This window comes from Shewanella sp. ENK2, from assembly GCF_043568515.1.
Lineage (GTDB): Bacteria > Pseudomonadota > Gammaproteobacteria > Enterobacterales > Shewanellaceae > Shewanella > Shewanella japonica.
This window is the reverse complement of record NZ_CP171406.1, coordinates 879,510-906,326: the sequence shown is the minus strand read 5'-3', so window position 1 is coordinate 906,326 and position 26,817 is coordinate 879,510. Positions and strand designations below refer to the sequence as shown.

The following is a 26,817-nucleotide window of genomic DNA, read 5'->3' as shown; positions in this document are numbered from 1 at the left end:
CTTGATTAAGTCGAGTGTGTCAGTTCTTGGGCAATGTTATTTTTCGGGATAAAATGCTTTAGACATTTACGTTTAGGATTATTATGAAGTTAATCTCAATCAATAAGCAGCAATATAGGCAGCAGCTAAATAAATTACTGATCGGGTTGGTGAGTTGCTTAACCTTACTATCGTTAGGTTTTGGCGCTATTTTAATCGCTTTTTTGGGCAAACGCCCGTCGCGGGAAGTGAGTCTACAGGTAATTTTCACTTAAATTTGATGGGAGTTATCTTAGCTGTCGTCTTTTGTAGTCTTATTATGAATATCATTAAAACTAAACCATTTATGCATGATATTTATTGGGTATGGCAAATGAAACAGCTACATAACCGAATCTATCGAAAGTTGACTAAAATTGTCGCTGCGGCTGATAAAAATGAACCTGATGCGATTACCATATTATTGTTTTACTACCACACTCAAAAGCAGGTTTACGAATTAGATAATAATACGTTGACCCTCGATGCTGTTAAGCAAAATATTCAAAAAGTTGAATCACAAATTGCCCAATTAAATTTGTCGATTAGCCTCGATGACTTTGATATTGCTTTATTGGATAAGGTGTAAATTGTTGAGGACTTAAAGACTTGAACCATAGTTTTTACCAGGTCTTAAATTAAGTGTGCGATAAGTTATAGCTAACTTCTACAATCACTAGGCTATTTTCAAATGGTGAAAAATAGCCTAGCTCAAAATGGTAACTGACTTATTCAATTTACTCTACAACTAGCTCAACATTGATGTTACCGCGGGTAGCGTTAGAGTAAGGGCATACTTGATGTGCTTTTTCGACTAATGCTTCAGCCGCAGTTTTATCCATTTCAGGTAAACTAATGCGTAGTTTGACATCGATGGCAAATCCGACTCCAGCGGTATTAGCCCCAATGCCGACGGTAGCTTGAACTTTAAGATCTGGGCTAAGTCTTATCTTTTCTTGTCCTGCAACAAATTTCATTGCTCCAATAAAACATGCTGAATAGCCTGCTGCAAAAAGCTGTTCTGGGTTTGTACCTTCACCGCCTGCGCCGCCTAGTTCTTTAGGTGTGCTAAGTTTTACCGATAGTTTATTGTCCGATGATGTTGATTGACCATCACGACCGCCAGTAGTTGTTGCTGATGCTGAATAAATGATATCCATAAAAACTCCTAATTGAAAAATAATGAACGTTAAATTAAGTGATTCAGTTGGATTAATCTTAGCTACTCACTCAATGAAATATACAATACTGCAAATATATGTTGTGCGCAATCTAATTGCGCAAAATTTTTTCTTGTTCATTTTGAATTGAATATATAGGGCCGGTTTTTACTTGCTTGAATTTATCTAAGACTTGAATTGGGATAACTGTTTTGAACTAAAGTTGCCGCTCATTCGTACCAAGTTTATGGGTTGCGATTGCCAAGTTGAGCGATGTGAAAATCGTAAAGTGTGCACTGCAAAATTTGAGTGAAACTTTTAAAGCGGATCCTTCATAAAACGTGTCGTTACATCGCTTATTGCACGATGTCGAATGCAGTAGAACCTATTATTTTAATTAGGATTTATGCCAAGAAAGTTGGCTATGAATTGTACGCTAAGATTTCACATGATAGAATTGTTACAAATTATAACAAATACAGTTTCAAGGAGTGATAATGGACAGCACCTTAACCAAAGAAGAGTTAGCTTGTTTTAGTGAGTTATTCGCTAAAACACCTTCTGCCGTTAAGAAAGTGCCAGAAGGTCCTAATGAAACCGTTTCTGTGACAACTGAAATACCTGCAACTTTAGCTAGTTTGCTAGGTAAAACTCAACTGACTTTATTGGCTGAAATTAGCCATTACCGATTATGGTTCCCTTTAAATATTGCCATGGATGAACTTGGACAGTTTGTCCCTAAGCTGGGGATCCCCGAGGTGGTTGATACGCGAGGCGCTGACAGAAGCTGGCGAATGAAAGAACTTGATAATGTCAGGATCATTGATTTTGATACTAATCTCGCCATTGATGTGTTGTCTCTTTCAAGCACCGGGCTGACGTTATATGCTCCAAATATAGATGATACTGAAGAAGCTCGTCAGGCTAAGTTAATTTTAACCAAAGACATTAGTTTTGATATTGAATATCAAGTTGTACGCTCTGAAAATGGCGTTATAGCAGCGACAATTGTTGTCAGTGATGAATCTAGAGAAACATTAAGGCAATTTCTATTCTCTATGCATAAAGCTCAGCACTCTAACTTATATGAGCGAGTGGTTGATTCGGATAAGACAGATATCGAAGGAGCTGAGAAGTCATTACTATCACTGAAAAGTGAAACCTAATTAGCCTAAGTTTTCTGAGGGGCTATCGCATGTCATGCTTGTATACTCGCTCACTCAGGCCAAAACCAATTTACTCTAGAGTTTACTTTACGCTAAACCCTGCCTTTAACGTTTCTTTCAACGCTCTCACATATTCGTTCTCTACATTGGCCTGTACCAATAAACTAAGCTCATCGCCCACAGGGGTGAAGCGATAGTAACTAAAGAGTGAATTATTATTTTTTGGACTAATTTTGAATTGCTGCTCGGTCATCGACAGTAAAATATCGGAATTTTTATCAAGCAGGCCGGTTTCGAATTCACTGCTATGTAGTATGCCAGTATCCATGAGAGTTAAAATATTTGAGTAAGGTAAACCGTATTTAGATAAGCCAATATTCACCTGTGATGTTTTCCTAAAATACTGCTGTAAACCACCACTGATGCGATAACCACTTAATAGCTTATATCGAGTTTCTGCATTCATTTTTACAGACATACCCAATGCTTTTTCAAGTATTTGTGCTTCTCGTTGGGTCAAGTTCTTGAGAGTGGCAAGGGTTCTTAGGCTAAATTTTCCAGGTTTTACAATTTCGCTGGCTAAAATTCTGGCCCATAAATCTTGCATTCGTCGAGATTGAATTTGTTCTGCCATCTGGAAAAACTGGTAACTCCAGTCAGGATCTAAGTCCTCGCCAGTAACATCAGATGGGGTATAGTTGAGGGCTAAAGCAAAGATGGTTTCAAGATTGAGCTGATGCTGAACTTGCTGTTTCTGTAATCTAAATTGGGCACGTTCAGTAATCGATGCTTGAGAAGGGCGATAATCATCTTCGCTGGCTAATCCGAGAATTTTTCCGAGCAATAATGCTTTTTTTCGTGCAGACACACTCGCTTTTTGGTCTTTGTTAGTTTGTTGAGGGTGACTTTCTGCCATAACGTTTTCTCATACTTCAACGGTGAATAAGCGGGTGATAATTATCTCTCACTCGTTGTAAGAGTAGTTGATTTACCCCAATTCGTTTCATTTCCAGCCTGCGGATGGGCTGGAATATTTAACGATAATATCAAGGAACACAGTGCGAATAATACGCCTATCATAAATACCCACTGTGGTGAGCTTAACCATAGTATGCCTAATAATGCAGGAATAATCACAGCTGCAATGTGATTGATGGTAAAGCTAACCGACATACTGGCCGCAATGTCTTTTGGATCGGCAATTTTTTGAAAATAGGTTTTCATTGCTATTGCCATTGCAAATAACAGGTGATCAATTACATACAGTGCTGCAGCCAATTGAGCATGCTCAACGACAGCATAAGTTGCGAAGACAATAATTAATCCAACATACTCAATAACTAACGCATTCCGTTCACCTATTTTTCCAATTAAGCGACCAATAGCAGGGGCGAAAAGTAGATTCACCACATAGTTAATTAAAAAGAGTGCCGTAATTTGCGAAACCGAATACCCGAACTTTTCTACCATCATAAATCCGGCAAAAACCATAAAGATTTGACGACGGGCTCCAGACAAGAAGGTAAGGGCATAGTAAAGCCAGTAACGTTTGCGGAAAATGAGTTTTTTATGTTGTGGTTCGGCGATATCAAAACGAGGGTAATAGATACTCATTACCAGCACGGCAGTTAGCCCTAGTCCGCCAATAATGGCGTACATCCATACATAATCTAATTTCAGCCATGTCATCACAATCCAGATACTGCCATAACCTATTAAAGCGGCAGCAGAGCGCCATGCCAACGCCTTACCTAAAAATCTGGCAGTATCTTTTTTATCCACCCATTGCAATGTAAGAGATTGGTTGATGGTTTCAAAGTAATGAAATCCCACTGACATTAACACCGTCGTTAAATATAAGCCTAAAACGCTCGGGAAAAAGCCGGTAATAGCAATGCCGATAGATAACACGGCTAATGAAACCAAGGCAAATGATTGCTCACGGATCAGCAACAAAACGAATATCGCTGTAAAAGCTAAAAAACCTGGCACCTCCCGCAAACTTTGTAGCATGCCGATTTCAGCGCCAGTGAATGCCGCCTTTTCAATGACAAAATTATTTAGCAGCGCCTGCCATACTGCAAAAACCATCGACATAACGAAAGTCATCCACAATAAAAGTTGTTGAGGATGCTTACTGGAGGCGACTGACATAGGGAGGTTTCCTGAACTTGATATCGTGCTTGTATGGTTACACAGATTACATTTTTACGCTAAGTGTAAATGCGCTGTAAATAAAGTTGCAAAGATAAATGTAAATTATAATGAAAATGATTCTTATTTAATATATTGTGTCGCCACATTAACGAAGGTTGTGCAATATTGTGGGGAATGAGATGAGCAAAAAGTTAACGCTGTTGGCAGTATCAATAGCCAGTGTGATTGGTTTAGGCACTTCTGCAAGTACATATGCTGCGATATCAGCAGAAGATTTAGCTAAAGCGATTGCCAAGCAAGAAGCTGAAATCGCTCAGCTAAAACAGCAATTGCAAACCATAGCAAAGGAACAAGCCCAGCAAGCAGAATCTCAAAAGCAAATTGAAGTCACTCAGCATCAACAGCAAAAAGCAGTCTCTGATGTTGTTACGAACGTTGCCGCAGCAGAGGACCGTTTCAGTCAGTTTTCATTCAAATCTTATGGGGCAGCGAATTTCACGAGTGATGAGTATTTTGACAATGTACAAGATACCACGCCAGAAAGAAGAAACCGTTTCGACTTAGAGCGCATCGTCACTGAATTTGGTTATCAGTTTACTGAGCACTGGAGCATGGAAGTTGAAATTGAATATGAGCATGGCGGAACTGGCACTGCGCTGGAGTATGATGGTTTTGATGAATTTGGTGAATTTGAATCTGAAATAGAAGCAGGCGGCGAAGTTGTCGTTGAAAAAGCGGAAATTCGATATCGCCCTAGTGAAGCCTTTGGCGTTAAGTTCGGTAATATTCACTTGCCAATCGGCCTAACGAGCACCTTACACAAGCCAAACCAATACCTCACTGTACTCCGTCACAAAAGTGAAGCTGCCATGATCCCGGCCGTGTGGAACGAGAATGGTATTGGTGTTTACGGTGAAATCTCTGATTTTCATTATCAAGCCCAGATTGTTAGCGGCTTAAACTCTGAATACTTTCGAACCTATGATTGGGTTGCATCAGGACATCAAACCCGGTTTGAACATGTCAACGCTGACGACTTAGCATTTGCTGGGCGAATCGATTACGGCAACTTTAAAACTGGTAGTGCTATTGGCGTGTCTTACTATTACGGCAATACCTCAGGCAATCGAAATAAAAGCAATAAGCTCAATGTTGACGGAACGTTGAGCATAGTGACAGCTGCAGCTGCATATGTTGAGGGGCCTTGGGTGCTACGTGGTCAATACATGTACGGTACTTTAAGTGACTCTGATGCAATTACATTAGCGAATAAAACCACTCCAGGTTTACAGCCTGGTAACTTCGCGCAATTGGGCTCTAAATCGCAATCTTTCTTTGTTGAAGCAGGCTTTAAGCTTGATGACTACTTAGCTATTCCTATGACTGTATTTGCCAATATCGATTATTCAAATCCACTAATGGAAGTGGAAAGTGGTACTGCGACTAAGCGTTATGAAAATACCTGGAGCAGTATCGGAGTTAACTACTTCCCAATTCCTGAAATTGTGATCAAAGCAGAAGGCGGGCTTCAGCAAGTGGCCGTAGCCAGTATTCCTGATACTAACTTTTTTGCACTTGGTGTGGGTTATCAGTTCTCGCTATAACCAGTGCATTAACATGTTTTTTTAAATGAAAGTGCTGAAATGAATCAGCCAAAATTATTGATTGAAATGGAGTTTTACATGAATTTTAAGTATACAGCGATTGCACTAACCTTAATGGGTACATTAACCGCTTGTGGTGGTTCTGGTTCTGATGATTCATCTACCCCAGATCCGGTAGTACCTGAAACTGGGTTTAGCTTTGCTGCAACTGAGATGGTCACAAACTTAACGAATGACGTCATTGTAGCGGGTTATGCTGATTTAGCGGCACAGGGTGATGCATTGTTATTGGCGACCCAAGCACTCGTAAATTCCACATCACAAGCAGATTTAACCGCTGCTCAAGAGGCGTGGAAAGCGGCACGTAAGCCGTGGGAACAAGGTGAATCTCACATCTTTGGTCCTGTTGATTCATTGAGTATCGATCCGCATTTGGATAGCTGGCCACTAAATACTACTGATTTACAGACTCAGCTAGATAACAATACAGGCTTTGACGCTGAAACAATTAAAAGCTGGAATGATGATGTACAGGGTTTCCATACCATGGAATACCTATTGTTTGGCGATGGTGTCGCTGATAACAATAAGTCTATCAGTGATTTAACGACGGCTGAACGTGAATATGTCATCGCACTTGCTGAAGTGTTTAGAGATTATGCAAAACAACTTGATGATGCTTGGCAGATTTCTCATAACCCGCAAGATGCGAACGCATTACCATATGCTGATTTATTAACTTCACCAGGCAGTGATAACAACACAGTTTACTCTTCTGAACTTGCTGTCATTGAAGAGTTGATCAACGGCATGATTGGTATTGTTGATGAAGTCGGTAACGGTAAAATTGCTGATCCTTTCGGTGATTCACTTGCAAACGCTGACACTTCAAAAGTTGAGTCTCAATACTCTTGGAATTCATTAACTGACTTTGCAGACAACATTCAAGGTGTTCGTAATGTATACCATGGTGAGTTTACTGGTTCTGCCGACAAGCAAGGGATTATTGATTTTGTTGCCGCAGCTGACAGCACGCTTTCAGTACGTATTTCTAGCGAAATTGATGATGCAATTTTAAAAATTCAAGCCATTGCTGGTAATGATGATATGCCATTCCGTCAAGCTATTCTTGATGAAGCAGGTCGTACTCGTGTTGAAACAGCAGTAACAGCACTTACTACTTTACAAACCTCATTAGAGTCAGATGTTATCCCACTTTTATCTGAGTGGAACCCTCAGTAAGCCACATAACGGATAAGCAATCGCTTTGCTCTAAATTTGATAAGGGCAGAGCGATTTAAGCTTTTGACTAATAAGCCTGCCGTTAGAGCAAGGCAAGTCCCAAATTGTGTTGTTTAAGCCTTTTGCAGTGTTATTGATTTAAGAGTGTGCAAGATGAACAAGTTTCAAAAATTCCCCAATCAACATAACAACATTGTGCTGACATCCATGGTTAGCATCTTACTATTATCAGCATGTGGTGGCAGTGGTGATGAGCAGCCAACACCGACGCCAGAGCCACCTGTTGTCACCTATCCTGACTTTACCGATATTACCGCAAGTGGTGGCGATACAACGACCTATGATGCCGGTAATTCTGGGCATGGTTTTTCGACACCTGCACCTAATTTATCAGAGGGCGATTTAGCACTGCACCTTGAAGGTGATGCTAACTTTGAAATTTCATTTACCACAGCGCCAAATATAGAGCATCCAGAATTAGATGGCCTAGGCCCTGTTTTCAATAATGCCGACTGTAACTCGTGTCATCAACGTGATGGACGTAACTCAACGCCTTTCCTGTCAGCAGATCAAACCCGGGTCAAGCTAGGGTCTGATGCGGGGATATTCTTGCGGATCAGTAAAGCTGCAGATGTTGAATGTACCCAAGGCAATGCTGCAAATAATTATTGTGCTCCAATCCCTGTTCCTGATTTTGGTGGTCAATTGTTTCATCGTGGCGTGCTAAAGGCGCGAGCAGATTGGCAAGAAAATGCCTTTGGTGGCCAGGCAGACGTTTACTTGTCATACGAGCGTACAACAGTGACTTATGACGATGGCACGAGTGTTGAACTTAAAAAGCCGATTTTTGAAGTCGAAAATCCATATGACGCACCTGGTGAGACAAAACAAAGCACCAACATTACCTCAAATTTACTTCAAGATGATGTGTTAATGGGTTGGCGCAATGGCATGCCAGTATTTGGTTTAGGCTTATTGGAAGCTATACCTGAAGCTGCCATTCTAGAACTAGCGGATGCCGATGATATCAACGGCGATGGTATTTCAGGTCGTCCGAATTGGGTTTTTGATGCGATTAAAGATCGCAACGGAGATGACAACCCTGTCTCTCTAGGTCGTTTCGGTTGGAAAGCCAATACGCCAAGTGTAAGAGTGCAATCTTTAGGAGCATTACGTGGTGATATTGGCATTACTAACCCGTTATTTCCTGATGAAAGTGTGGCAGGTACGAGCCTTCACGACTCCTATTTAACCCGAACAGGTTTTGTTGATACCGGTGAAGATGAAAATGGTGAGCCTGAAGTTGACCAAGCGTTTAGTGATGCAGTGGTTTTTTATGCTGAAACCTTAGCTGTACCAGCCAGACGTAATGTTGATGACTATGATGTACGTGAAGGTGCCCGTTTATTTGCATCAATTAACTGTAGTGGTTGCCATACTCCAAGTTTTACCACTAAAACTAGCGGTGATATTGGTGGCAGTGACATCATTGATTCATTAAAGGGCCAAGTGATTTATCCTTTCACAGATATGTTATTGCACGATATGGGTGATGACTTAGCTGATGGGCGCCCTGACTTTTTGGCTAATGGTAATGAATGGCGTACCCGCCCGTTATGGGGCTTAGGGTTAACTCAAACCGTTAATCCGCAAGCTGGATTTTTGCACGATGGCCGTGCAGCGACAGTTGAAGAAGCCATTTTATGGCATGGTGGTGAAGCACAAAACAGTCAAGAGGCATTCATGGCATTGAGCAAAACTGAGCGTGATCAGTTAGTGTCATTCTTAATGTCACTTTAGTCGGCAAGTCATTATTAAGATAAGCGTGATGTCGTATTTGTAAATTGCTGATTTTCAAAATGTATAAGTGGGCATATCGTCAGATATGGCCACTTTTTTGTGAGCGAGACAAAAAATCATCATTTAATTAGCTGCTATTGCTAATATGTCGTGATCTGATTCATGTAAATTTATTCGAGATTCAATTAAGCTAGTCTTTAAATGCAGTTAGTCTATTAAAAGACATTTTTGATACTGTAACTAACGTATCGAACAGCAGGGGAAACGTGTTAATTCTATCCCCATCTTTAAACTCGTTCTTTGTTTATCTTAGAGGTTAACGTGAGCAATATTTTAATCGTTTATTCAACAGTCCACGGCCAGACCCGTAAGATATGTGATTATATGCAAGAAAAGCTGGAGGCTGCAGGTGAAACTGTGACTTTATCAGCACTGCAAGATAAACCTGATTTATCGGCTTTTGATAAAGTCTTTATTGGCGCAAGTATTCGCCATGGTAAGCACCGCCCTGAGCTCTATCAGTATGTTGCTGCAAATAAAGCATTACTTGATACCAAGCCCAATGGTTTCTTTTCAGTTAGCTTAGTGGCGAGAAAGCCAGGTAAAAATACGCCTGAAACCAATATGTATATGCAGGCATTTCTAAAACAAAGTGAATGGCAGCCTAAAGAACTAGAAGTGTTTGGTGGTAACCTTGACTATCAATACTATGGGCCGATGGATCGTAATATTATTCGCTTTATTATGTGGATCACCAAAGGGCCAACCGACCCGCACACAAAGGTGGAATACACAGATTGGGCTAAAGTCGACAATTATGTCGAAAGAATCCTGTCTGCTTAACATCATTTAAAGCCAACATATCGAATGTTGGCTTTATTTTTAGTCGCTAAAGCAATTTTATGGCAATAGATAATCCGTGCTTTTGGCTAAAGACATACTGAGGATAGTTATGAATCAAGTGAGTAGATGGTGCCGCACCATTGCAGATAAACTGCATGTTATCGTCGTGGCCTTGAGTATCTTTTTAGTGGTAACGAGCCCATGGATATTGATTGGCAGTCGTTTACGTGCGAAAGCCAGTATTTGGGATAGCTTACATGTATACCTTGGCTTGGTTGCAGCCATATTTGGATTATTGTTTTTATTGAAGAATCTGTTAAATGGGCATTGGCGACAGTTTTTTCCGTGGCTAACATTGGATTTTGGTCAACTCGTTCAAGAAATAAAGCAAATACCGCAGGGAAGGTTACCCAGTTCAGGCGGCAAAGGGATTTTTAGTATCGTTGAAGGAATAGGCTTAGTGTTGATGGCGCTGGTCAGTATTACAGGCATCGCATGGTTTGTTTATCAAGGGTCGAGCGATGCGTTAATGTGGCGAAAATATCACATCATGTTTGCTCAAAGTTTTGTTGGCTTTTTAGTTATCCATATCATTTTTGCAGCATTTCATATTATTGATATGGTAAGAAATTCTTGAGGGCGGTTTGACGTTATCTCAGTGTTATGGAAATCAAAACTGGCGGTAAGTAACGATTGATAAACTCATTTTAGATAGTAAAAAGCCCAATCAAATGATTGGGCTTTTTGTTGTCCGATTAACAGCAATTGAGTGAGTTGCGTTATCGATTGGCGATGGTGATTACTTCTTTTCTAATGCTAAGTAATTCATCACATCAATTAGGTCACCAAGGGTGCGCATTTCATTCATGTTGATAGCGTATTTATCATTGACGATGAAAGTTGGAACGCTTTGTACTTGGAACATCACTTGCTGTTGACGCCATAGTGATAGCTTTTTATTGGTGGTATCACTGTCTGCGATTTTGTCGTAAGTTGCACCATCAATACCATGAGCTGCAAAAACTTTTTTGATGTCATCACGGTTATTAATTTCTGGCTCATCATGTGTGTGGCCTGGTGCGCTATGATCGTGATGACCACCTTCACCTTGAATCGCTTGGAACATGGCAGTATTAAGCACAGCTGCATTACCCACTTCATGGATAACAGCTAATGAGCGCATGACTTCTGTACCAATGTCGCTGTTCATAAAGTCAACGTGCTTAGTTTCGAAGCTGATGCCTTTATTCAAGTTGCTTTTAATTTCTGGCAGGTACTTACTTTCCATGTTGTAACAGTTATGGCAATAAAAGAGAAGAACTCAGAAATTTTAGGCTCGCTTGAAGCTGGTGCATCAGAAATTTTAGTGTAATGCTGTCCTTCAACAAACTTAGATGGAATCTCAGCAACTTTTTCAGCCACTGCTTCAGTCGTGACTTCAACCGCTTTTTCATTCGTTACTTCAGCAGGTTTGCCACAGCCGGTTAAGGCGATTGTGAATGCCGCAAGTGCCATAGTAAATGCTATAGGTTTAATCTTAATCATTTCAGCCTCAATAAAAGTGTCACGTTACCCGCTGGTAGTCGTGAAAAATCTTAAAATAGTCTTAATTAAGCCAAAACTTAATTGCCTTAATCTTAACAAGAATTATGACCTAAACGATGATTTATTTCAGAGTTAAATATGTGATGTGGTACGGCTTTCTATAAAAATAAATAGGCGTAAAACGCGGTGTTATCCCGCTTTTGAGCGTAAAGTTTGCCATGCTTCACAAACTTGCCGAAACTGCTCAGCATCTCCATCTGGGCGATCAGGATGGAGTTTTAAGGCTAACTTTCGCCACTGTTTACGAATATCTTTGTCGGTTGCGGTTTCGTTTAACTCAAAAATCCGTAAAGCATGAGAGTCGTGCATGAGCTGTTGATTAGCCCCAATATACTCATGGTAACTTGACCAAAAAGACTCGAGCATTTCTTTTACGACATTGGCACAAGTGTCGTAATGTTGCCAATCAAGGTAATAGTTTTTTAACGCTTCATCATGTTGTTGCTGGTGGACAATGTCATGGGGCAATACACGACATATTTTTATATCCATTGCTTGAACCTGAAGCCACTGCTTAGGTAACAGCATGCTTTGTAATTCAAACAATGCATTCATCAATAAAAAGTTGCGTTTGAATAAATCCTTCTCAGGCAAAGGATCAAGATCATGCATCAAGCCTTTGGCTTGTAACGCACTGGCAAGATGGTGCACCTTCCAGCTTTGATGTTGGCCTTGAAGTAAAGTGAGTAGAGGCCAAATTAATGGGTTATCACTTTTAAGAGATAATGACTCATGTGATGAAAACGACTCTGGCTTAGCATTGTGTGCAGCAAGCATAGGGGCTATTTCACTATGAATGGGCAGTTAATTTACTATGCCACAGATGCACAGGGAGTCAATGGTGAAAAAATATTCAAAATGAGCTTATGCTTGAGCCATGAAAATAGCGTCAATTTGGGTGGGTTGGTTTAAATAATTGCTGAAATATGTCTAGTTTCAGTAACAAATATGACGTTTCGTCACATTGCTCAAAGACAAGCAGCTATCCTTGGTATAAAATTCGCCGCAATAAAAACGATAGGGGCCCAATCCAATGACAGATAAACATTACATCAGTGCGCAGCAGTTACTTGAAGACTCTTTTAAGCTTGCGGCGCAAGTATACGATAGTGGTTTTAGACCGCAATTTATTGTTGGTATTTGGCGTGGTGGTGCACCTATTGGTATTGCAGTACAAGAATTTTATGATTTCAAAAATGTTGAAACTGACCACATCGCAGTACGAACGTCTTCTTATTATGGTATTGGAACTGATAAGCAAAGCAAAAAAATAAAAGTGCATGGCTTACATTACATTATTGAAAATGCCAATGCAGAAGACGGTTTATTGATTGTTGATGATGTTTTTGATTCAGGCCGCAGTGTGGATGCGTTAATTGATAAACTGCAAAAGTTTATGCGCAAGAATATCCCAACAGATATTCGAGTAGCATGCCCTTACTACAAACCCAAAAATACCGCTGTTGACTTAAAACCTGATTATTTCATCCATGAGTCTGAAGAATGGTTGGTTTTCCCTCATGAAGTGTCTGGGTTAAACCCACAAGAAATCGCTGAAGGGAAAAGTGATTTTAAGAATATTCAGCATTTGTTTAAGTAAAAGCAACGAAACTGGTTATTTTTTGCTAAACTAGCAAACTGAACAGTGCGTCAATGATAGTGACATACACGTGGTTTTAGTCCGTGTTTAGCTACTATCTTGATGCATTTTTTATTACCTAGAAAAAGATAAACATCGATTATGAGTTCTGTAGAGATATTTTCGCCGACACCACCTGTAACTAAGTCTACTGAAAAGAAACAGTTAGAGTTACTCGCACCTGCTAAAAACGCAGACTATGGTATTGAAGCCATTCGTCATGGTGCAGATGCAGTTTACATTGGTGGGCCAGCATTTGGCGCTCGTCATAATGCCGGTAACAGTGTTGAAGATATTGCTCGATTAGCTGATTTTGCTCATCGCTATCATGCGCAAGTATTTGTCGCATTAAATACGATTTTAATGGATGACGAAATTGAGCAAGCTCAAAGTTTAATTTGGGAATTATATGAAGCGGGTGTCGATGCACTGATTATCCAAGATATGGGATTATTGCAGTTAGATTTACCACCGATTGCAATGCATGCCAGTACCCAAATGGATAATCGCACCCCTGAAAAAGCAGTATTTTTAGAGCAGGTGGGATTCTCGCAAGTGGTATTAGCCCGCGAGTTAAACTTGCCGCAAATTAAGCAAATTGCTGACAACACCAAGCTTAAATTGGAATATTTTGTCCATGGCGCATTATGTGTAAGTTACAGCGGTTTATGTAACATCAGTCATGCGTTTTCAAATCGCAGTGCTAACCGCGGTGAGTGTTCGCAAATGTGCCGCCTTCCTTGTGACTTGTCGACCCGTGATGGCGAAGTATTAGCTGAAAATGAGCATTTATTATCACTTAAAGATAATAACCAGACAGAAAACCTCGAAGCATTAATTGATGCTGGGGTGACTTCATTTAAAATTGAAGGTCGTCTTAAAGATATTAGTTACCTTAAGAATGTTACGGCTCATTATCGTCAACAGTTAGATGCGATTATTGATCGCCGCAGCGATCTAGAGTCGATGTCCCATGGCCGCAGTGAATTTACGTTTACTCCTGATCCTGAAAAGAGCTTTAACCGTGGTAAAACGGATTACTTTATTAATCAGCGCACCGCGTTGATTGAACATTTTAGCTCGCCTAAATACATAGGTGAAAAGGTCGGCACAATTGTTGGCGTCGGTCGTGACTTTATTAAAGTTGATAGTGCTAAAGCGGGTAAAACCATCGAATTTAATAATGGTGACGGTTTATGTTTTTTCATCGATGGTTACCAAAAACAGCGTCTTTCTGATAACAAGACCAAAGGGTTGCGCGTTAATCGTGCTGACGGCAATACCCTGTTTTTAACTGATGTTAGTAAAGATTTGAAAGTGGGTGTTGAGCTATTTAGAAACTTTGATCATCAATTTGATGCGTTGTTATCTAAAGATTCAGCCACCAGAAAAATACGAGTGAATATGGTACTCAATGATACCGATAGCGGCATTGCATTGACCATTAACGATAACCACGGTCATTATGCTACTACCGAGCTTGAGTGGGCAAAAGAGCCAGCAAAAGACTATGCAAAAGCCGATGCCAGCCTTCGAACCCAATTAGGAAAGCTAGGTAATAGTGATTATGTATTAGGGCAGTTACAAGTGAACTGTGCCAACAGATGGTTTTTACCAGCATCGGTAATTAATGGACTACGTCGTGACGCTACTGCGGCTTTAGATGAGAAGCGTATTAATGGGTATCAACGACCTCTTCGAGGCGAGCACGACAAAGAAGCGCGCTTCCCACAGAAGTATTTGAGCTTTCTATCAAATGTCGCTAACGATAAATCTCGAGAGTTTTATCAGCAGCACGGTGTGATTCAAATTGAAGACACCTATGAAAAGAACCAAGTGTTAACCGATGCGCCATTAATGGTCACTAAGCACTGTTTACGATATAGCTTTAATTTATGCCCTAAAGAAGTCGAGGGTATTAAGGCTGATCCTATGGTGTTAGATATCGGGAAAGATAGATTAAAGCTGGTTTTCGACTGTCAGAAATGTGAAATGATGATTGTTGGTTCAAACCAGTTAGTGAAACAATAAACTACGTATTGGCAGCAATGCCAAGTTGAGCATATTCGCGTGTAACGCGACATATTTAAGCTGTAATCAGCTAGGAAAACCGAGTAATGAGCAAAAGTAAGAAGTACGATTTTCGTGTGTTAGCCGTTGGCGATACCTTTAAAGCAGAAATCACCCGTCGTATGAGTGCAACCAAGACTGTTGTATCTAAAAGTCATGATGGCTTTGCAACAGAAGATGAAGCGACAGCATGGGGCCAAAAAGAACTGACAGGCTTTATGGCCACACAGGCTGAGCGCAACAAACGCAAAACAGAAAAGAAAATTAAAGCAAAATCAATTGCAGACGCGATTGCTGCAGAAGCACTTATTGACGATGAAAATGAATTGAATCTAACTGATTCAGAGGATTAGCTTGAAGATTAGTAGTTAAAATAATACAGTAATACAACATTTTGGTGACATAGTTTGCTGTATTTTATTAAAAATTAACTAAACTTCACCTTTCAGCACCAATACCAAGGATGATTTCGGTATGAAAGCTTGCGCTACCCTAATAATAATTGGGGGCTGTTATCATTCAGCCCTTCATTTAATGTAATGGCCAAAGAGCCACAACCATTTCTTAATACTATTACTGCAAACCTTGATTCAGAGGGCGGTTCAACTAAGAAAGAACTGTCAATTTTTTCAAATAAAGTCTCTTTTGTGTTACCCACTGGCTGGAAAATGGCTTTCAATGCTGAGCGTGGCACCATGTATAAAGCGGAGTTTGTTCCTGCTGGAGAGTCTCTTAGTGATTGGTCTGACTTATTTTGTATTCAAGGTTTTGAAGGGTTAGCTGACAATATCGAAAGCGCCCAGTTTTTAGATAATTTTGCTGATACCTACCAACAAAGTTGCCAAGGAGAAGTGGTTTATAACCAGTTGGGGATGACTCAAATCGGCGGTAAAGAAGCATATCATGGCATTATTGGTTGCACGGCTATGAAAAACTTATATGGCGGCGCAACGTCACGTAAGCAGCAGGGTGAAATTGGTTATTACGCCGTGATTAAAGACACTGACGATTTATATTTAATGCATAAGTCAATGCGAGGAAGTGTATTTAGTCAGTCTAACCCGCCACTCAATGCCTCAAACCACCGTGACTTTATTTCGAATATGCTTACGGTAAAGTTCTCCCGTTAACGCGCCTCACCACAAATGCTTGTCGCAAACCTGTAAGCCGTTTTTCTAATCATATTATTCAACTTATTTCGCTAGCAGTTGAATAATATGATAGATCATCATTCTTTATATCAAAAAGAAACATTAACACGTTATAATGTAATCTGTTGTTATATGTAACTGATGAACAGTCGTGTAAACAATTCAAATTTATCGTCAATTTTTTGTGGTGCCCAGCTTCTATTTCATTCGATGAATAGAATCGGGATAATCGGGAAACCAGTGAGAACCTGGTACTGCCCCCGCAACGGTAATGGTGAGAACTGAGTGCGTTGAATAGGTTTGTTGGAGAACTGACAAGTCTATAACGTTTAAAATTCAGCTTCGTGAGTCACAATGGTGACTTTATCCTGAGTCCGGAGACCGGCCCAAAAAATGATTTTGAGATTTCGGTGGGCAGATCTCGAAATGTAGCCTTACTAGCCATGAGTGAATCATTGAGTGTTAATTGAACTTGATTTCATTCAAATTGCTAGCATCTATGCTGCGGCAAATATGCCCCATTTTTCCTTTTAGGAGTTAAAGGTAAATGGGTACTAATCCAACTAAAATCGCCACTGCACTGAGCCTGATATTAAGTGTTTCTGCTGCAAGTTTTGTTTCAACTGCTAATGCTGAAACGACTAATACACCATCAACTACTGAGCCTGCTGCTATCAATGCAGAAACAGAAACCATTGTGGTCATAGGTCGAAGTGAAGCTAACCCACTGAATATTGCTGCTAACGTGCACGTCATTGGCCCCGCTGACATTGAGATGAGCGGTGCTGTAAGCTTAACTGACTTACTACGCAGCCAAGCGGGTATTCAAGTGTCTGATAATAATTCAGGTACGACCTTTGCTATGCGTGGTTTTACCGCATCGCAAGCTGCCAGTAACACTCTTATTTTGATTGATGGTCGCCGTTTAAATAATATCGATATTTCAGCGCCTAGTTTGAATGCGGTAGCGTTAAACCAAGTTGAGCGTGTCGAAGTGCTATATGGTAGTGCTGGTGTCGTATACGGTGATCAAGCCGTGGGTGGTGTCATTAATATTATCACTAAAGCTCCTAACGGAACTGGTGGTGGTCTTGAGCTAAGCGCTGGTAGTTTTGATACCTATGAAGCTAAAGGTGATATTACTGGTCAAATCAATGATGCATGGCGTTATTACTTAGCGGGTAGCTACAACCAAAGCGATAACTATCGTGATAATAACGAGAGTGAAACGGGCTCTATTTTAGGACGTTTACAGTATCAGTCTGATAAACAGCAGTTTTTTGTAGAAGCCAGCTACTATGACGATAATCGTCAAGCACCAGGTGCTTTAACCTTAGCGCAATTTGAAGATGATCCTAGTCAAGCAGCACCATTCACAGATGATGACTACACCCATGAAATGACCACAGCACTGCGAAGTGGTTATGAGTATCAATTAACTAATGAGTGGGCTTTAGCCGCTGATATAAATTATTCAGATACCTTAACAACTAACTTTTTATGGGGGAGTGCTGGGCGAATCGAGCGTAACTTATTTAGCTTTTCACCTAAAGCGACGGGTAATTACCAGTTAGAGCAAGGTGATTTAGACATTGTCGCTGGTATTGATTTAAGCGTTGGTGAAGCTGATTTTGATCTGGCTTACACTCAAAGAAACAATGAACAAAAAATGGCAAGCGTTTACGTTCAAGCCTCGGTGCCATTAACAAGTACATTATCTTACGTCGTGGGTGGCCGCTATAGTGAAGTGACTGATGATTTAACCGATCAAACTTTATATCCAAACGGTGTCGAGCTTGATAATGACGCCCATGCATTTGAGTTAGGTTTAAATTATCGTCCAAGTATCGAACATCGCTTTTATATTCGTGCTAATGATAACTTCCGTTTTGCTAAAGTTGATGAGCAGGCTTACACACCAGTAACCACAATAGGGTTGGACCCGCAAACTGGTCGTTCATATGAAGCAGGATGGGATTGGACAGAAAGCTTATACACCTTCAAATTAAACGCTTATGTACTCGATTTAGAAGATGAAATTGTTTATGACGCTGGGCGCACAGATGGCCCACAAGGTGGCGGTGCAAACGTTAATGCGGATGCATCTCGCCGTTTTGGGGTTAACACCAGCTTCGATGTTCAATTATCAGAAGATTGGTTATTAGGTGCATCATATGATTACATTGATGCTGAGTTCACTGAAGGTGAAAATGAAGGTAAGGCTTTGTCTTGGGTTGCTGAACATAATGCACGTGCTTATGTCAGTTATGACATTGCAAGTGAGTGGCAAGTGTTTGCTGAAGGCATTTACACCGGTGAGCGTTATATCGAAGGTGATAATGCCAATGTTGACCCTAAATTAGACAGCTATGTGTTAGCTAACCTTGCACTGAACTACACTCGTGATAATTGGTCTGCAAGTTTGCGTGCGGATAATTTATTTGATGAAGAGTACGTCAGCGCTGGCTATTACTCTGCATGGGGTAATGGTTATTATTCAGGGAATGGCCGCTCTGTACGTTTGACTGCTGGATACCGTTTTTAGAAGTGATTGTTTTTTAAACGGTGGAAAAAATCCAAACAGGATAAAACACTAGAAAAATTAAAGCCGACAACTCGCTTGTCGGCTTTTTGTTTGATTAAGGATTAATTACTTGACCTTTATGCTGCTTATGTGGATAAATCTCGTTAGAGAAATATAAAAATTTGAAAGGGAAGCACTACAATATGACCTATCTTGAGCAACAAGTGTTAACTCAAGTCAAAGCTATTATCGGTAACGAAGAACAAGTGATTGGTCGTCGCGGTATTTTGATCCCTTTGAAGAAAGCCCTCATTAATGAAGCTGATATCCGTGTATTAATTGATATCGTTTCTAGCGATCCTGCGTTAGCTGCACACTTATTATGGCGCAGTAATACGGCTCAAGCTGGTGGTATTATTTCGACTAAAAATCGCAGCATTAAAGATGCACTTATCCGTTTAGGTCAAGTGAATATTTATCGTTATGCGTTTTCATTTTATTTAAAAGAACGTCTTGATGAGCTTAAAGAACCATACAGTAAATTGGTCAAAGGCTATTGGGCGTTAACTGAAAGTATCGCCGTCGATGCGGTGCAGCATCTACGTGATATTGAAGAAAGCGATCAACCGATTGATATTGATGCTGATGAAGTGCAAACTTTAGCCTTATTCAGCGTTTTTGGTCAGGTAATAACCTTGAGTGCATTTGCGTTTTTAAATGCCGCATCAGAAAAAGCTATCTCACTACAAGTGATTAAAACCCTCATTGATACTCAACAACAAAGCCTGTCTATAGAAGCATTTGAAGCATTAGGGCTTGATGATGATTTACGTAATGAGTTTATGATTGCTCATAATATTAAGCAGACAGATAATGCAAACTCTGCGGGCATGGTGTTAAGACATGTTTTAGCGAAACGTAATGTTTTGATAAATCCACTATCTGATATCGATTCGTGATGTAACTCATTCATCCACAGTTTTTTAAATATCAAATCTTAAATAACAAAAATACCACTGTATCAGTGGCATTTTTTATGGTGTCTCTAACACTTTCTTGCTTTAGTGTTGTTGAGCTAACCTTTGCAACTTTAACCCTTCAGCAGCAACTAGGGTCAACCACTTTTGAATCAAGTTGGTGTTAGCGGCATTACGACGGTAAGCCGCAAATAATGGCCGTTTAAGGCCTTCTACTCCTAGTCTCACAGAGGATAGGTTTAGCCCATGGCTTTCGTTAATTGACCAACTTGGTAATGCGGCAATACCGTCATTGCATGCAACTCGTTGTAACAGCATTGCGGTTAAATCACATTGTTTCTGCTCACCCGCTTCAACACCAGCAGGCTCTAAAAAGTGCTTATAAATATCTAAGCGTTGCAGCGGTACTGGGTATGAAATTAGGGTTTGTTTAGCCAGTTGTTCAGGTTTAATAAACGTTTCTTTTGCTAATGGATTATCGTTAGCAACAACCAACTTAACCTCAAAATCAAATAAGTGTTGGTACGCTAATGCATGTCCTGGCACAGGATCTGAGGTGAGCACAATATCGAGTTCGCCCAGCTCTAAAGCATTTAAAGAATCAAATAAGTGACGGCTCGACAAATCGATACGACCATCAGGTGCTAATTGCTTAAATGCTTCAGTGACAGGCATTAACCAACGAAAACAACTGTGGCATTCAATCCCCAATTTTAATGACTGAGATTCTGCATCCAAACCTTTTTTCAAATCAGATTCGGTGACCATCACTTTAGGTAAAATTTCTTCGGCAAGGTTCAGTAATCTTGCCCCCTCTTGAGTAAACGATAATGGCTTACTTTTACGGATAAAGATGGCTGAATTAATACGGGTTTCCAATTCTTTAATTTGGTGTGATAGCGCTGATTGGGTAACGAACCGTTTTTGGCAGCACCAGCAAGGCTACCACTCTCTTTTAGTGCCATCAAAGTACGAAGATGTCTCAGCTCTATCATATTATCCTCACATGAATTTTGCTCAACTTACGGGTGAAATCAATTCGATTGCTTAATGACAGACTATCACAATAAACTTCTAGACGTCCAGACGCCTGTGTAATTAATTTACAGAAATGTGTGTTTTTTGTTAATTTAATGGCGTTTTTGATATAGGAATTACAAGATTAATGTTTATAAGTCCCTACAATGTTTAATAATTTGCCGTTTTGAGTAAGAGATGAGCACTGAATAACATTTGATATGAATTTCATCACCCAGATGGCTGAGCTTGTTGACGACCGAATTGTAAAGGAGAGCCATTTGAACAGTTCTATGAAGCTAATGTCGTAGGTGACAAATGCTGATTAAGCTGAGTGAAGTAGCATTGATAATGCTGAAATTAAGCAGACTTTAATAGATTACCTATACTGAATAAATCTTCTTATTTAAGTAACGGAGTGATAATGAGCCATACATACAAACTGATTGAATTAACGGGATCTTCTCCCATTAGCTCAGATGATGCGATTAAAAATGCGATAGCTGCAGCGAATAAATCTATCAAGCATATGCGTTGGTTTCAGGTCGTAGAGACAAGAGGGCATTTAGAAGAAGGGTTAATTGCTCATTGGCAAGTGACAATTAAGGTGGGCTTTACCTTAGATCAAAGTTAATGGTTTTTATCTGTAATCAGCGCAAATGTGGATGGTAATCTTATACTCATTTGTCGCTGATTTTGTTTACTCATCTTTAATGAAGTTATGCATTTCAGTTATGATATTGCGCCATTATTAATGGTGACTATGCATCTCTTGGTAAGCCTTTTTCGATACTTCTCACCACTCGCTGTGTTTTACGATTAACCACGTTTTCATGGTTTTGTTGCTGCTCATGAAGTGCCCAGTCGATGTGTTCAATGACCATTTCATCAACTTCTTCAGACTGCTTTTTAGCATTAAGTGCGCGAATAATATTCTCACTATAAGGTGCGTTGCCTAGGGCAATAGCGATATTACGTAACCAATTTTTGTGGCCTATACGACGTATTGGGCTACCTTCAGTAAGTGATAAAAACTGCTTTTCGCTCCAAGAAAATAGAGTTAATAAATCCGGTTGTATTAATTGCTGGCGAATATGAAAGTCGCTTTGTTCTGTCAGCGGTGCTCTTGCGTTAATAGGGCAAACTAGTTGGCAGTCATCGCAGCCATAAATGCGATTGCCGATGGCCTTACGGAACTCAAGCGGAATAGCGCCTTGAAGCTCGATGGTTAAATAAGAGATACAGCGACTACCATCAACAACATTATTGTCCAAAATGGCATTGGTTGGGCATGACTTAATACAGGCAACACAGGTATTGCAGCTTTGCTCTATTGGAATATCAATGGGTAATGGCACATTAGTGAGCACTTCACCCAAGAAAAACCAACTGCCCGCTTCAGGGTGTAACAACAATGAATGCTTACCGGTCCAGCCTAAACCTGCTTTCTCTGCGAGTGGGCGCTCAAGGATAGGTGCTGAGTCGACAAAAGGTCGAAAGTCGACTCCTGTAACACCAAGTGTTTGGCAATGAGCGACAATTTTATCACCAAGCTTTTTCAGCTGTTTTCGAATGAGTTTGTGATAGTCACGACCGCCAGCGTAGCGAGAAACATAACCTAGATTTGGGTTAGCAAGATTGATTGCAAATCCGGCCTGCGGAGGAAGGTAATCCATTCTAGCGCTCAATACTCGAACGGTACCAGGGTGCAATTCATGGGGCCTTGCCCGCATCATTCCGTGGTTGGCCATATAGCTCATTTCACCATGGTAACCTTGGTCTAGCCAGTGTTGTAGTTTAGGTTCTTGTTCTGCTAAATCTGTGTCTGTGATGCCTAATTGAGCAAACCCTAACTCGATAGCCCATGCTTTAATTAACCGCGCAAGGCTGGTTGATTCTTGTGTGGTGAGGGCACGGCTTAACACTGGCGGTATGCTTGCGGCTTGGGGTTCTGGAATAGGCTGAGTGTTCGTAGCCGAAGGTAGATTAGACATATGACATAAACACGCTTTGCAACTGTGATGATATCGATATTATACGTGTTTATGCATTAGTCATCATCATGAAAGTAAACGATTTGGTTTCGACCTTGGTGTTTTGCTCTATAAAGCGCCAAATCAGCTTTTTTGATTAACTGAGATAAGGTGGTTTCTCCGTGGCTAGTGCTGACGCCACCACTGATTGTGACCTCAAGGTTGTCACTAAAATTGAAGAATTGGTATAAATTAACGCTTGCTGAAATTTCCTGAGCTAAGCTAACAGCAGCTTGAGAACGGGCTTTGGGGAGCAAAATGATAAATTCTTCTCCTCCAACACGCCCTGCAATATCATCCTCTTGGATGTGTTTACGAATAATATTAGCAACAGCTTTTAATACTCTATCACCACATACATGACCGTGGTTATCATTAACCTTTTTAAAGTGGTCGATATCAATCGAAATAATAGAAAGAGGGGTTTTATCTTGAATATGCTTATCAAACGCACTATTGGCTCTACGATAAAAGCTCAATCTATTGGGGAGTTGAGTCAATAAGTCTGTTAGCGCTAAATACTTTAATTGCTTAGACTTTTTATTAAGAAATACACTGAATAACACTAGTGTGAGTACTGATGCTACTCCTAACATCAATGCCAAAACCTGTAAGCGTTCATTATCCTGTCTGATAACAAGTTGCTCATCTTTAAGTTGATGAAAGGCGACTAACTCTGCGTTTTCTGCTTCTAATTTTTGGCTATCAAATCGAACGCGCATCTCTGTACTAGCTTGGTTTTTAAGGGCTTTATCTAACAATACATGAATGTCGTATAAGGCTAACTGTGCTTCGTACGCTTGTTGCCACCATTCAAGTGATTCATAAATTTCAACTTGTAGTTTGAGCAACATCTCGTGGCCACGTTTATTGTTATTTTTATCAAATCCCGCAATGGCTTTTTCTAAATGGGGTAATGCTGCTTTTGTTTGACCGAGTCCATGTTTAGCTTGGGCTTGGTGTAGTTGCAAGAAACTATAATGGGTATCAACAGCTGGACTGACGATGTTTTCGTATTGATTTAAATAGTTGAGTGCTTGTTGATATTGACCTAGGTGTATAAGTGCCGATGACATATCAACAGCAACCCGGGCGACGAATGTGGGGTCGGTATGCACTTTTTGATAATAATTGTAAATCGATAAATAGTTGTCTGCTGCCTTCTGATATTGTTGCAAATCTTCATAGGCGTAAGCCATATCGTTTTTTACGAGCATGACTAAGGCCGTTTGTCCTGTTGAACTAAATTGACGTTCAACTTCCTGGTAGTATTTAAGTGCTGTGTCAGTTTCACCTAATCTGCGGTAGGTAATCGCTAAATCAAGTAACCCTAAATGTTCTAGTGTTGGTAAGTTAAGCCCTTGGTAGATTTCATAAGACTGCAGCAAGTTTTCTAACGCAATAGCAAAGTCACCAGTATAAGAAGCAATTTGACCTAGCATGGAGTAAGCGTCAGCTATTAAGCGTAAGTGTTCGATTTGTTTAGCGTCAGCTAGCGCTTGTTTTATTAATTCATTTGCGTTGTTTATTTCACCACGGTAACGCAGGAGCGTTGCTTCACATAGTGATAATTCAATGCGAATGGCGTGTGGCATTTCTGGGTAATTTTCATAGGCATTGATAATGAAACTTGCTGCCTGCTCATTTTGTTCTGGCTCAAAAAAGTTAAAAGCTAAGCATTGTTTAGGTAACAGTTTATGGGTTCTAACCATGTCACCTTTAGTGATCATTTGCGTGAGTTGCTCTATGGTTTGTTGATAGCGTTCATCATTGATATCGCCATGATCAACGATGGTAAACAGCGCATCAAATTCAGGGTTACTGAATTCATTGGCTTCCATTGTATTGGCCAAAGATGTGATTGATACCAATAAGCTTAATAAACCCAAGCAACCTTTTAGCAACGCGGGCAGCCTTAAATAATACTTCATTGCTGTTCCTCCCTTTCATGAGAGGAGCAATCTTGAAAATGAACCGTATTATCACGCCCGTTATTTTTCGCTTTATAAAGTGCAATATCGGCTTGCTTTAACTGAGCTGAAATTGTGGTTGATGACGTCACACTACTGATACCAATACTGGCGGTAAAAGGTTTATTCATTGCCAAGGAGGTCGTGTCTATTAATTTTACTTTTTGGTTAATGTTGGCTGCAAAACGAATGGCTTGCGTTTTATCGGTACTTGGCATGATGATTAAAAACTCTTCACCACCAATACGAGATAAGGTGTAATCTTTATTCAGTATACTTAAACATTGCTTGGCAATGAGTTGAAGAGCACGATCTCCCGCATCATGACCGTATTGATCATTGACTGATTTAAAGTGGTCAACATCCAAAAGTAGAATCGAAAATTGGTTTTTTTGTGCTAATAACTTATTTAACACTTGATAAGCGAATAATCGATTGGGCAGCTCAGTGAGGGGGTCTGTTAATGATAAGTTTTTGTATTGAATTGATTTTTTTATTAGCTTTATTAAAAACGTCACAAGAATAATAAAAAATACCGCAGTTAACATTAACGCTATGTATTGTAATCGCTGCTTTGTTTTTAGGGCTTCAAGTTGTTGTTCTTTCAATGCTTGAAACTGCAATAATTGGTCTTGTTGATCTTCGAGTTGTTTAGAGTCGAATCGTATTCGCATTTCAGAGTTATAGGTTTCTTGTGTTGCTTTATCCAGTTCAAGATGGATAGTCAGAAATTGATGATGCCAATGATTAGCCGTTTTGTAATCCTGTTGTTGGGCAAAGTATTCACTAATGAGTTGGTAAATAAGGGAAAGCCCTTTTTTATTATTGTATTTTTTAAAGCTTCTTTCAGCTTCTATAAAATGACGTAATGCTTGCTCATTGTGTGATTGCAAGAAACGTAATTCAAATAGATAAGCATGCATATAGCCATAATGAGAGAACATTTCTTCATCAATAATGGTTTGTGCATCAGTCAGAATACTATCCGCTTCTTCTAATCGTGACAGTTTGATTAACGGTGCAGCCATATCGACTTTAATACGCGTTTGATACAGCTGGTTGTTCGATTTATTGGCGACGTTTAATACATCTTGAAAATACGCTAAAGCGGTTTGATATTCACCATTATCAAGTTTTATGTAAGCCAATGAATGCTGAACAATCGCCAGTAAAATGTGACTTTGGTTTTCAATGAGACGCTGCTCGGCAATGCCATAATAGTATAGTGCTTTATCGTTATCACCTAAGCGCCTGTAAGCACTCGCCAATTCGATAATATTCAAATTAGCCGAGTTTGTATGACCGATTTTCTGGTGAAGCTCATAGGACTTGCTAATGCTTTCTATAGCATTAAAAAACTGGTTTTCAAATAACGCCTGTTGACCAATAGAGTTATGAACACTCGCTAATACATTTTCATCGTTAAGCTCTGTCGCTGAGGCTAGCATTGCTAGGTTGATTGCTTTAGCTTGCTCATGCTTACCGAGGTAACGTAGTGCTTTAGAGCGGCAAAGGTTCAATAATATCGGGGTGCTTTTCGCATAATAATGACCGTTTGATATTGAGTCTGTTGATTTGATTAAGGCGTGCAACTTATCAGTTTCATGTGCACGAACTTGTTTACATGTAAACGTCTCAAGAGCTTGAAGGCGAGGTAAGTCATTAGGAGCAATAAGGGCTTTAAGCTCCAGCAATTTTTCATCGGTGAATAACGTGCCTGTCAGTTCATCATTATTGAACTGATTAAAAATATCGTCTGCAGCTTGGTTTTGTATAGGGTTAGCGAAAACGTGTTGGGTAAAACAACCTAATAAAATCAAACATAGACAAAAAGTGAGTTT

The 26,817-nt window shown here is 40.0% G+C and carries 20 protein-coding genes, 3 pseudogenes and 1 riboswitch; of the genes and pseudogenes, 14 read left to right on the top strand and 9 right to left on the bottom strand.

What is annotated here, in order from left to right; genetic code table 11:
- Positions 1 to 83: 83 nt before the first annotated feature.
- Positions 84 to 607: pseudogene (locus ACGEDC_RS04085) on the top strand (DUF3087 family protein).
- Between the two features lie 148 nt (positions 608 to 755).
- Here the strand turns inward: ACGEDC_RS04085 and ACGEDC_RS04080 are convergent.
- Positions 756 to 1,178, bottom strand: coding sequence for an organic hydroperoxide resistance protein (locus ACGEDC_RS04080; protein WP_055026480.1), 423 nt, complete (start codon positions 1,176 to 1,178; stop codon positions 756 to 758).
- 497 nt (positions 1,179 to 1,675) lie between these two features.
- Here ACGEDC_RS04080 and ACGEDC_RS04075 point away from each other — a divergent pair, with 497 nt between their 5' ends.
- A complete protein-coding gene (locus tag ACGEDC_RS04075) occupies positions 1,676 to 2,344 on the top strand; it encodes a hypothetical protein (RefSeq protein ID WP_282168081.1) in 669 nt (222 codons plus the stop codon).
- A gap of 82 nt (positions 2,345 to 2,426) precedes the next feature.
- Here ACGEDC_RS04075 and ACGEDC_RS04070 read toward each other — a convergent pair whose 3' ends face one another.
- Positions 2,427 to 3,260, bottom strand: a complete 834-nt coding sequence (locus tag ACGEDC_RS04070; RefSeq protein ID WP_394496615.1) for a TIGR03899 family protein — start codon at positions 3,258 to 3,260, stop codon at positions 2,427 to 2,429.
- A gap of 41 nt (positions 3,261 to 3,301) precedes the next feature.
- Positions 3,302 to 4,498: an MFS transporter gene (locus ACGEDC_RS04065; protein ID WP_394496613.1), complete on the bottom strand. Its 1,197-nt coding sequence runs from the start codon at positions 4,496 to 4,498 to the stop codon at positions 3,302 to 3,304.
- 182 nt (positions 4,499 to 4,680) lie between these two features.
- On the opposite strand from ACGEDC_RS04065, the gene ACGEDC_RS04060 reads away from it, so the two are divergent.
- The 5 genes from ACGEDC_RS04060 to ACGEDC_RS04040 all read left to right on the top strand — a co-directional run bounded on the left by ACGEDC_RS04060 (position 4,681) and on the right by ACGEDC_RS04040 (position 10,627).
- Complete coding sequence (locus ACGEDC_RS04060; RefSeq protein ID WP_394496611.1) at positions 4,681 to 6,105, top strand: hypothetical protein; 1,425 nt, start codon at positions 4,681 to 4,683, stop codon at positions 6,103 to 6,105.
- Between the two features lie 78 nt (positions 6,106 to 6,183).
- Positions 6,184 to 7,347 (top strand): imelysin family protein, encoded by a 1,164-nt coding sequence (locus tag ACGEDC_RS04055; RefSeq protein ID WP_055026485.1) that lies wholly within the window; start codon positions 6,184 to 6,186, stop codon positions 7,345 to 7,347.
- Positions 7,348 to 7,554: 207 nt separating this feature from the next.
- Positions 7,555 to 9,147: a di-heme oxidoredictase family protein gene (locus ACGEDC_RS04050; RefSeq protein WP_394498235.1), complete on the top strand. Its 1,593-nt coding sequence runs from the start codon at positions 7,555 to 7,557 to the stop codon at positions 9,145 to 9,147.
- A 321-nt stretch (positions 9,148 to 9,468) separates the two neighbouring features.
- On the top strand, positions 9,469 to 9,990 hold the full coding sequence (gene hemG, locus ACGEDC_RS04045) for a menaquinone-dependent protoporphyrinogen IX dehydrogenase (RefSeq protein WP_055026475.1): 522 nt from the start codon (positions 9,469 to 9,471) through the stop codon (positions 9,988 to 9,990).
- 109 nt (positions 9,991 to 10,099) lie between these two features.
- Entirely contained in the window at positions 10,100 to 10,627 is a 528-nt protein-coding gene (locus ACGEDC_RS04040; RefSeq protein WP_394496608.1) for a cytochrome b/b6 domain-containing protein, read from the top strand.
- A 162-nt stretch (positions 10,628 to 10,789) separates the two neighbouring features.
- Here ACGEDC_RS04040 and ACGEDC_RS04035 read toward each other — a convergent pair.
- Positions 10,790 to 11,412: pseudogene (locus ACGEDC_RS04035) on the bottom strand (thiol:disulfide interchange protein DsbA/DsbL).
- A gap of 312 nt (positions 11,413 to 11,724) precedes the next feature.
- Positions 11,725 to 12,372 (bottom strand): DNA-J related domain-containing protein, encoded by a 648-nt coding sequence (locus tag ACGEDC_RS04030; RefSeq protein WP_080916523.1) that lies wholly within the window; start codon positions 12,370 to 12,372, stop codon positions 11,725 to 11,727.
- A gap of 256 nt (positions 12,373 to 12,628) precedes the next feature.
- Here ACGEDC_RS04030 and ACGEDC_RS04025 point away from each other — a divergent pair, with 256 nt between their 5' ends.
- From ACGEDC_RS04025 to ACGEDC_RS04000, 6 genes are all read left to right on the top strand, one after another.
- On the top strand, positions 12,629 to 13,195 hold the full coding sequence (locus ACGEDC_RS04025) for a phosphoribosyltransferase (protein ID WP_055026273.1): 567 nt from the start codon (positions 12,629 to 12,631) through the stop codon (positions 13,193 to 13,195).
- Positions 13,196 to 13,336: 141 nt separating this feature from the next.
- On the top strand, positions 13,337 to 15,265 hold the full coding sequence (locus ACGEDC_RS04020; RefSeq protein ID WP_394496605.1) for a peptidase U32 family protein: 1,929 nt from the start codon (positions 13,337 to 13,339) through the stop codon (positions 15,263 to 15,265).
- An 86-nt stretch (positions 15,266 to 15,351) separates the two neighbouring features.
- A complete protein-coding gene (locus ACGEDC_RS04015; RefSeq protein WP_055026271.1) occupies positions 15,352 to 15,657 on the top strand; it encodes a DUF3622 domain-containing protein in 306 nt (101 codons plus the stop codon).
- 129 nt (positions 15,658 to 15,786) lie between these two features.
- The gene (locus tag ACGEDC_RS04010; RefSeq protein WP_394496602.1) at positions 15,787 to 16,434 is read left to right on the top strand and encodes a hypothetical protein; all 648 of its coding nucleotides are present in this window, start codon (positions 15,787 to 15,789) and stop codon (positions 16,432 to 16,434) included.
- Between the two features lie 188 nt (positions 16,435 to 16,622).
- A riboswitch (cobalamin riboswitch) is annotated at positions 16,623 to 16,859 on the top strand.
- A 143-nt stretch (positions 16,860 to 17,002) separates the two neighbouring features.
- Positions 17,003 to 19,000: a TonB-dependent receptor gene (locus ACGEDC_RS04005; RefSeq protein WP_119968392.1), complete on the top strand. Its 1,998-nt coding sequence runs from the start codon at positions 17,003 to 17,005 to the stop codon at positions 18,998 to 19,000.
- A 182-nt stretch (positions 19,001 to 19,182) separates the two neighbouring features.
- On the top strand, positions 19,183 to 19,938 hold the full coding sequence (locus tag ACGEDC_RS04000; RefSeq protein WP_055026268.1) for an HDOD domain-containing protein: 756 nt from the start codon (positions 19,183 to 19,185) through the stop codon (positions 19,936 to 19,938).
- A 102-nt stretch (positions 19,939 to 20,040) separates the two neighbouring features.
- Here the strand turns inward: ACGEDC_RS04000 and ACGEDC_RS03995 are convergent.
- Positions 20,041 to 20,951, bottom strand: a pseudogene (locus ACGEDC_RS03995) (LysR family transcriptional regulator).
- A gap of 446 nt (positions 20,952 to 21,397) precedes the next feature.
- On the opposite strand from ACGEDC_RS03995, the gene ACGEDC_RS03990 reads away from it, so the two are divergent.
- Positions 21,398 to 21,607, top strand: a complete 210-nt coding sequence (locus ACGEDC_RS03990) for a dodecin (protein ID WP_055026266.1) — start codon at positions 21,398 to 21,400, stop codon at positions 21,605 to 21,607.
- 127 nt (positions 21,608 to 21,734) lie between these two features.
- On the opposite strand, the gene queG is transcribed toward ACGEDC_RS03990, so the two are convergent.
- Genes queG through ACGEDC_RS03975 form a run of 3 tightly spaced genes read right to left on the bottom strand, consistent with a single transcriptional unit; the run spans position 21,735 to position 26,796 of the window.
- Entirely contained in the window at positions 21,735 to 22,967 is a 1,233-nt protein-coding gene (gene queG / locus ACGEDC_RS03985; RefSeq protein ID WP_394496598.1) for a tRNA epoxyqueuosine(34) reductase QueG, read from the bottom strand.
- A 56-nt stretch (positions 22,968 to 23,023) separates the two neighbouring features.
- The gene (locus ACGEDC_RS03980) at positions 23,024 to 24,937 is read right to left on the bottom strand and encodes a tetratricopeptide repeat-containing diguanylate cyclase (RefSeq protein WP_394496596.1); all 1,914 of its coding nucleotides are present in this window, start codon (positions 24,935 to 24,937) and stop codon (positions 23,024 to 23,026) included.
- The gene (locus tag ACGEDC_RS03975) at positions 24,934 to 26,796 is read right to left on the bottom strand and encodes a diguanylate cyclase domain-containing protein (RefSeq protein WP_394496593.1); all 1,863 of its coding nucleotides are present in this window, start codon (positions 26,794 to 26,796) and stop codon (positions 24,934 to 24,936) included. The genes ACGEDC_RS03980 and ACGEDC_RS03975 overlap by 4 nt, the downstream gene beginning before the upstream one ends.
- Between the last annotated feature and the right edge of the window lie 21 nt (positions 26,797 to 26,817).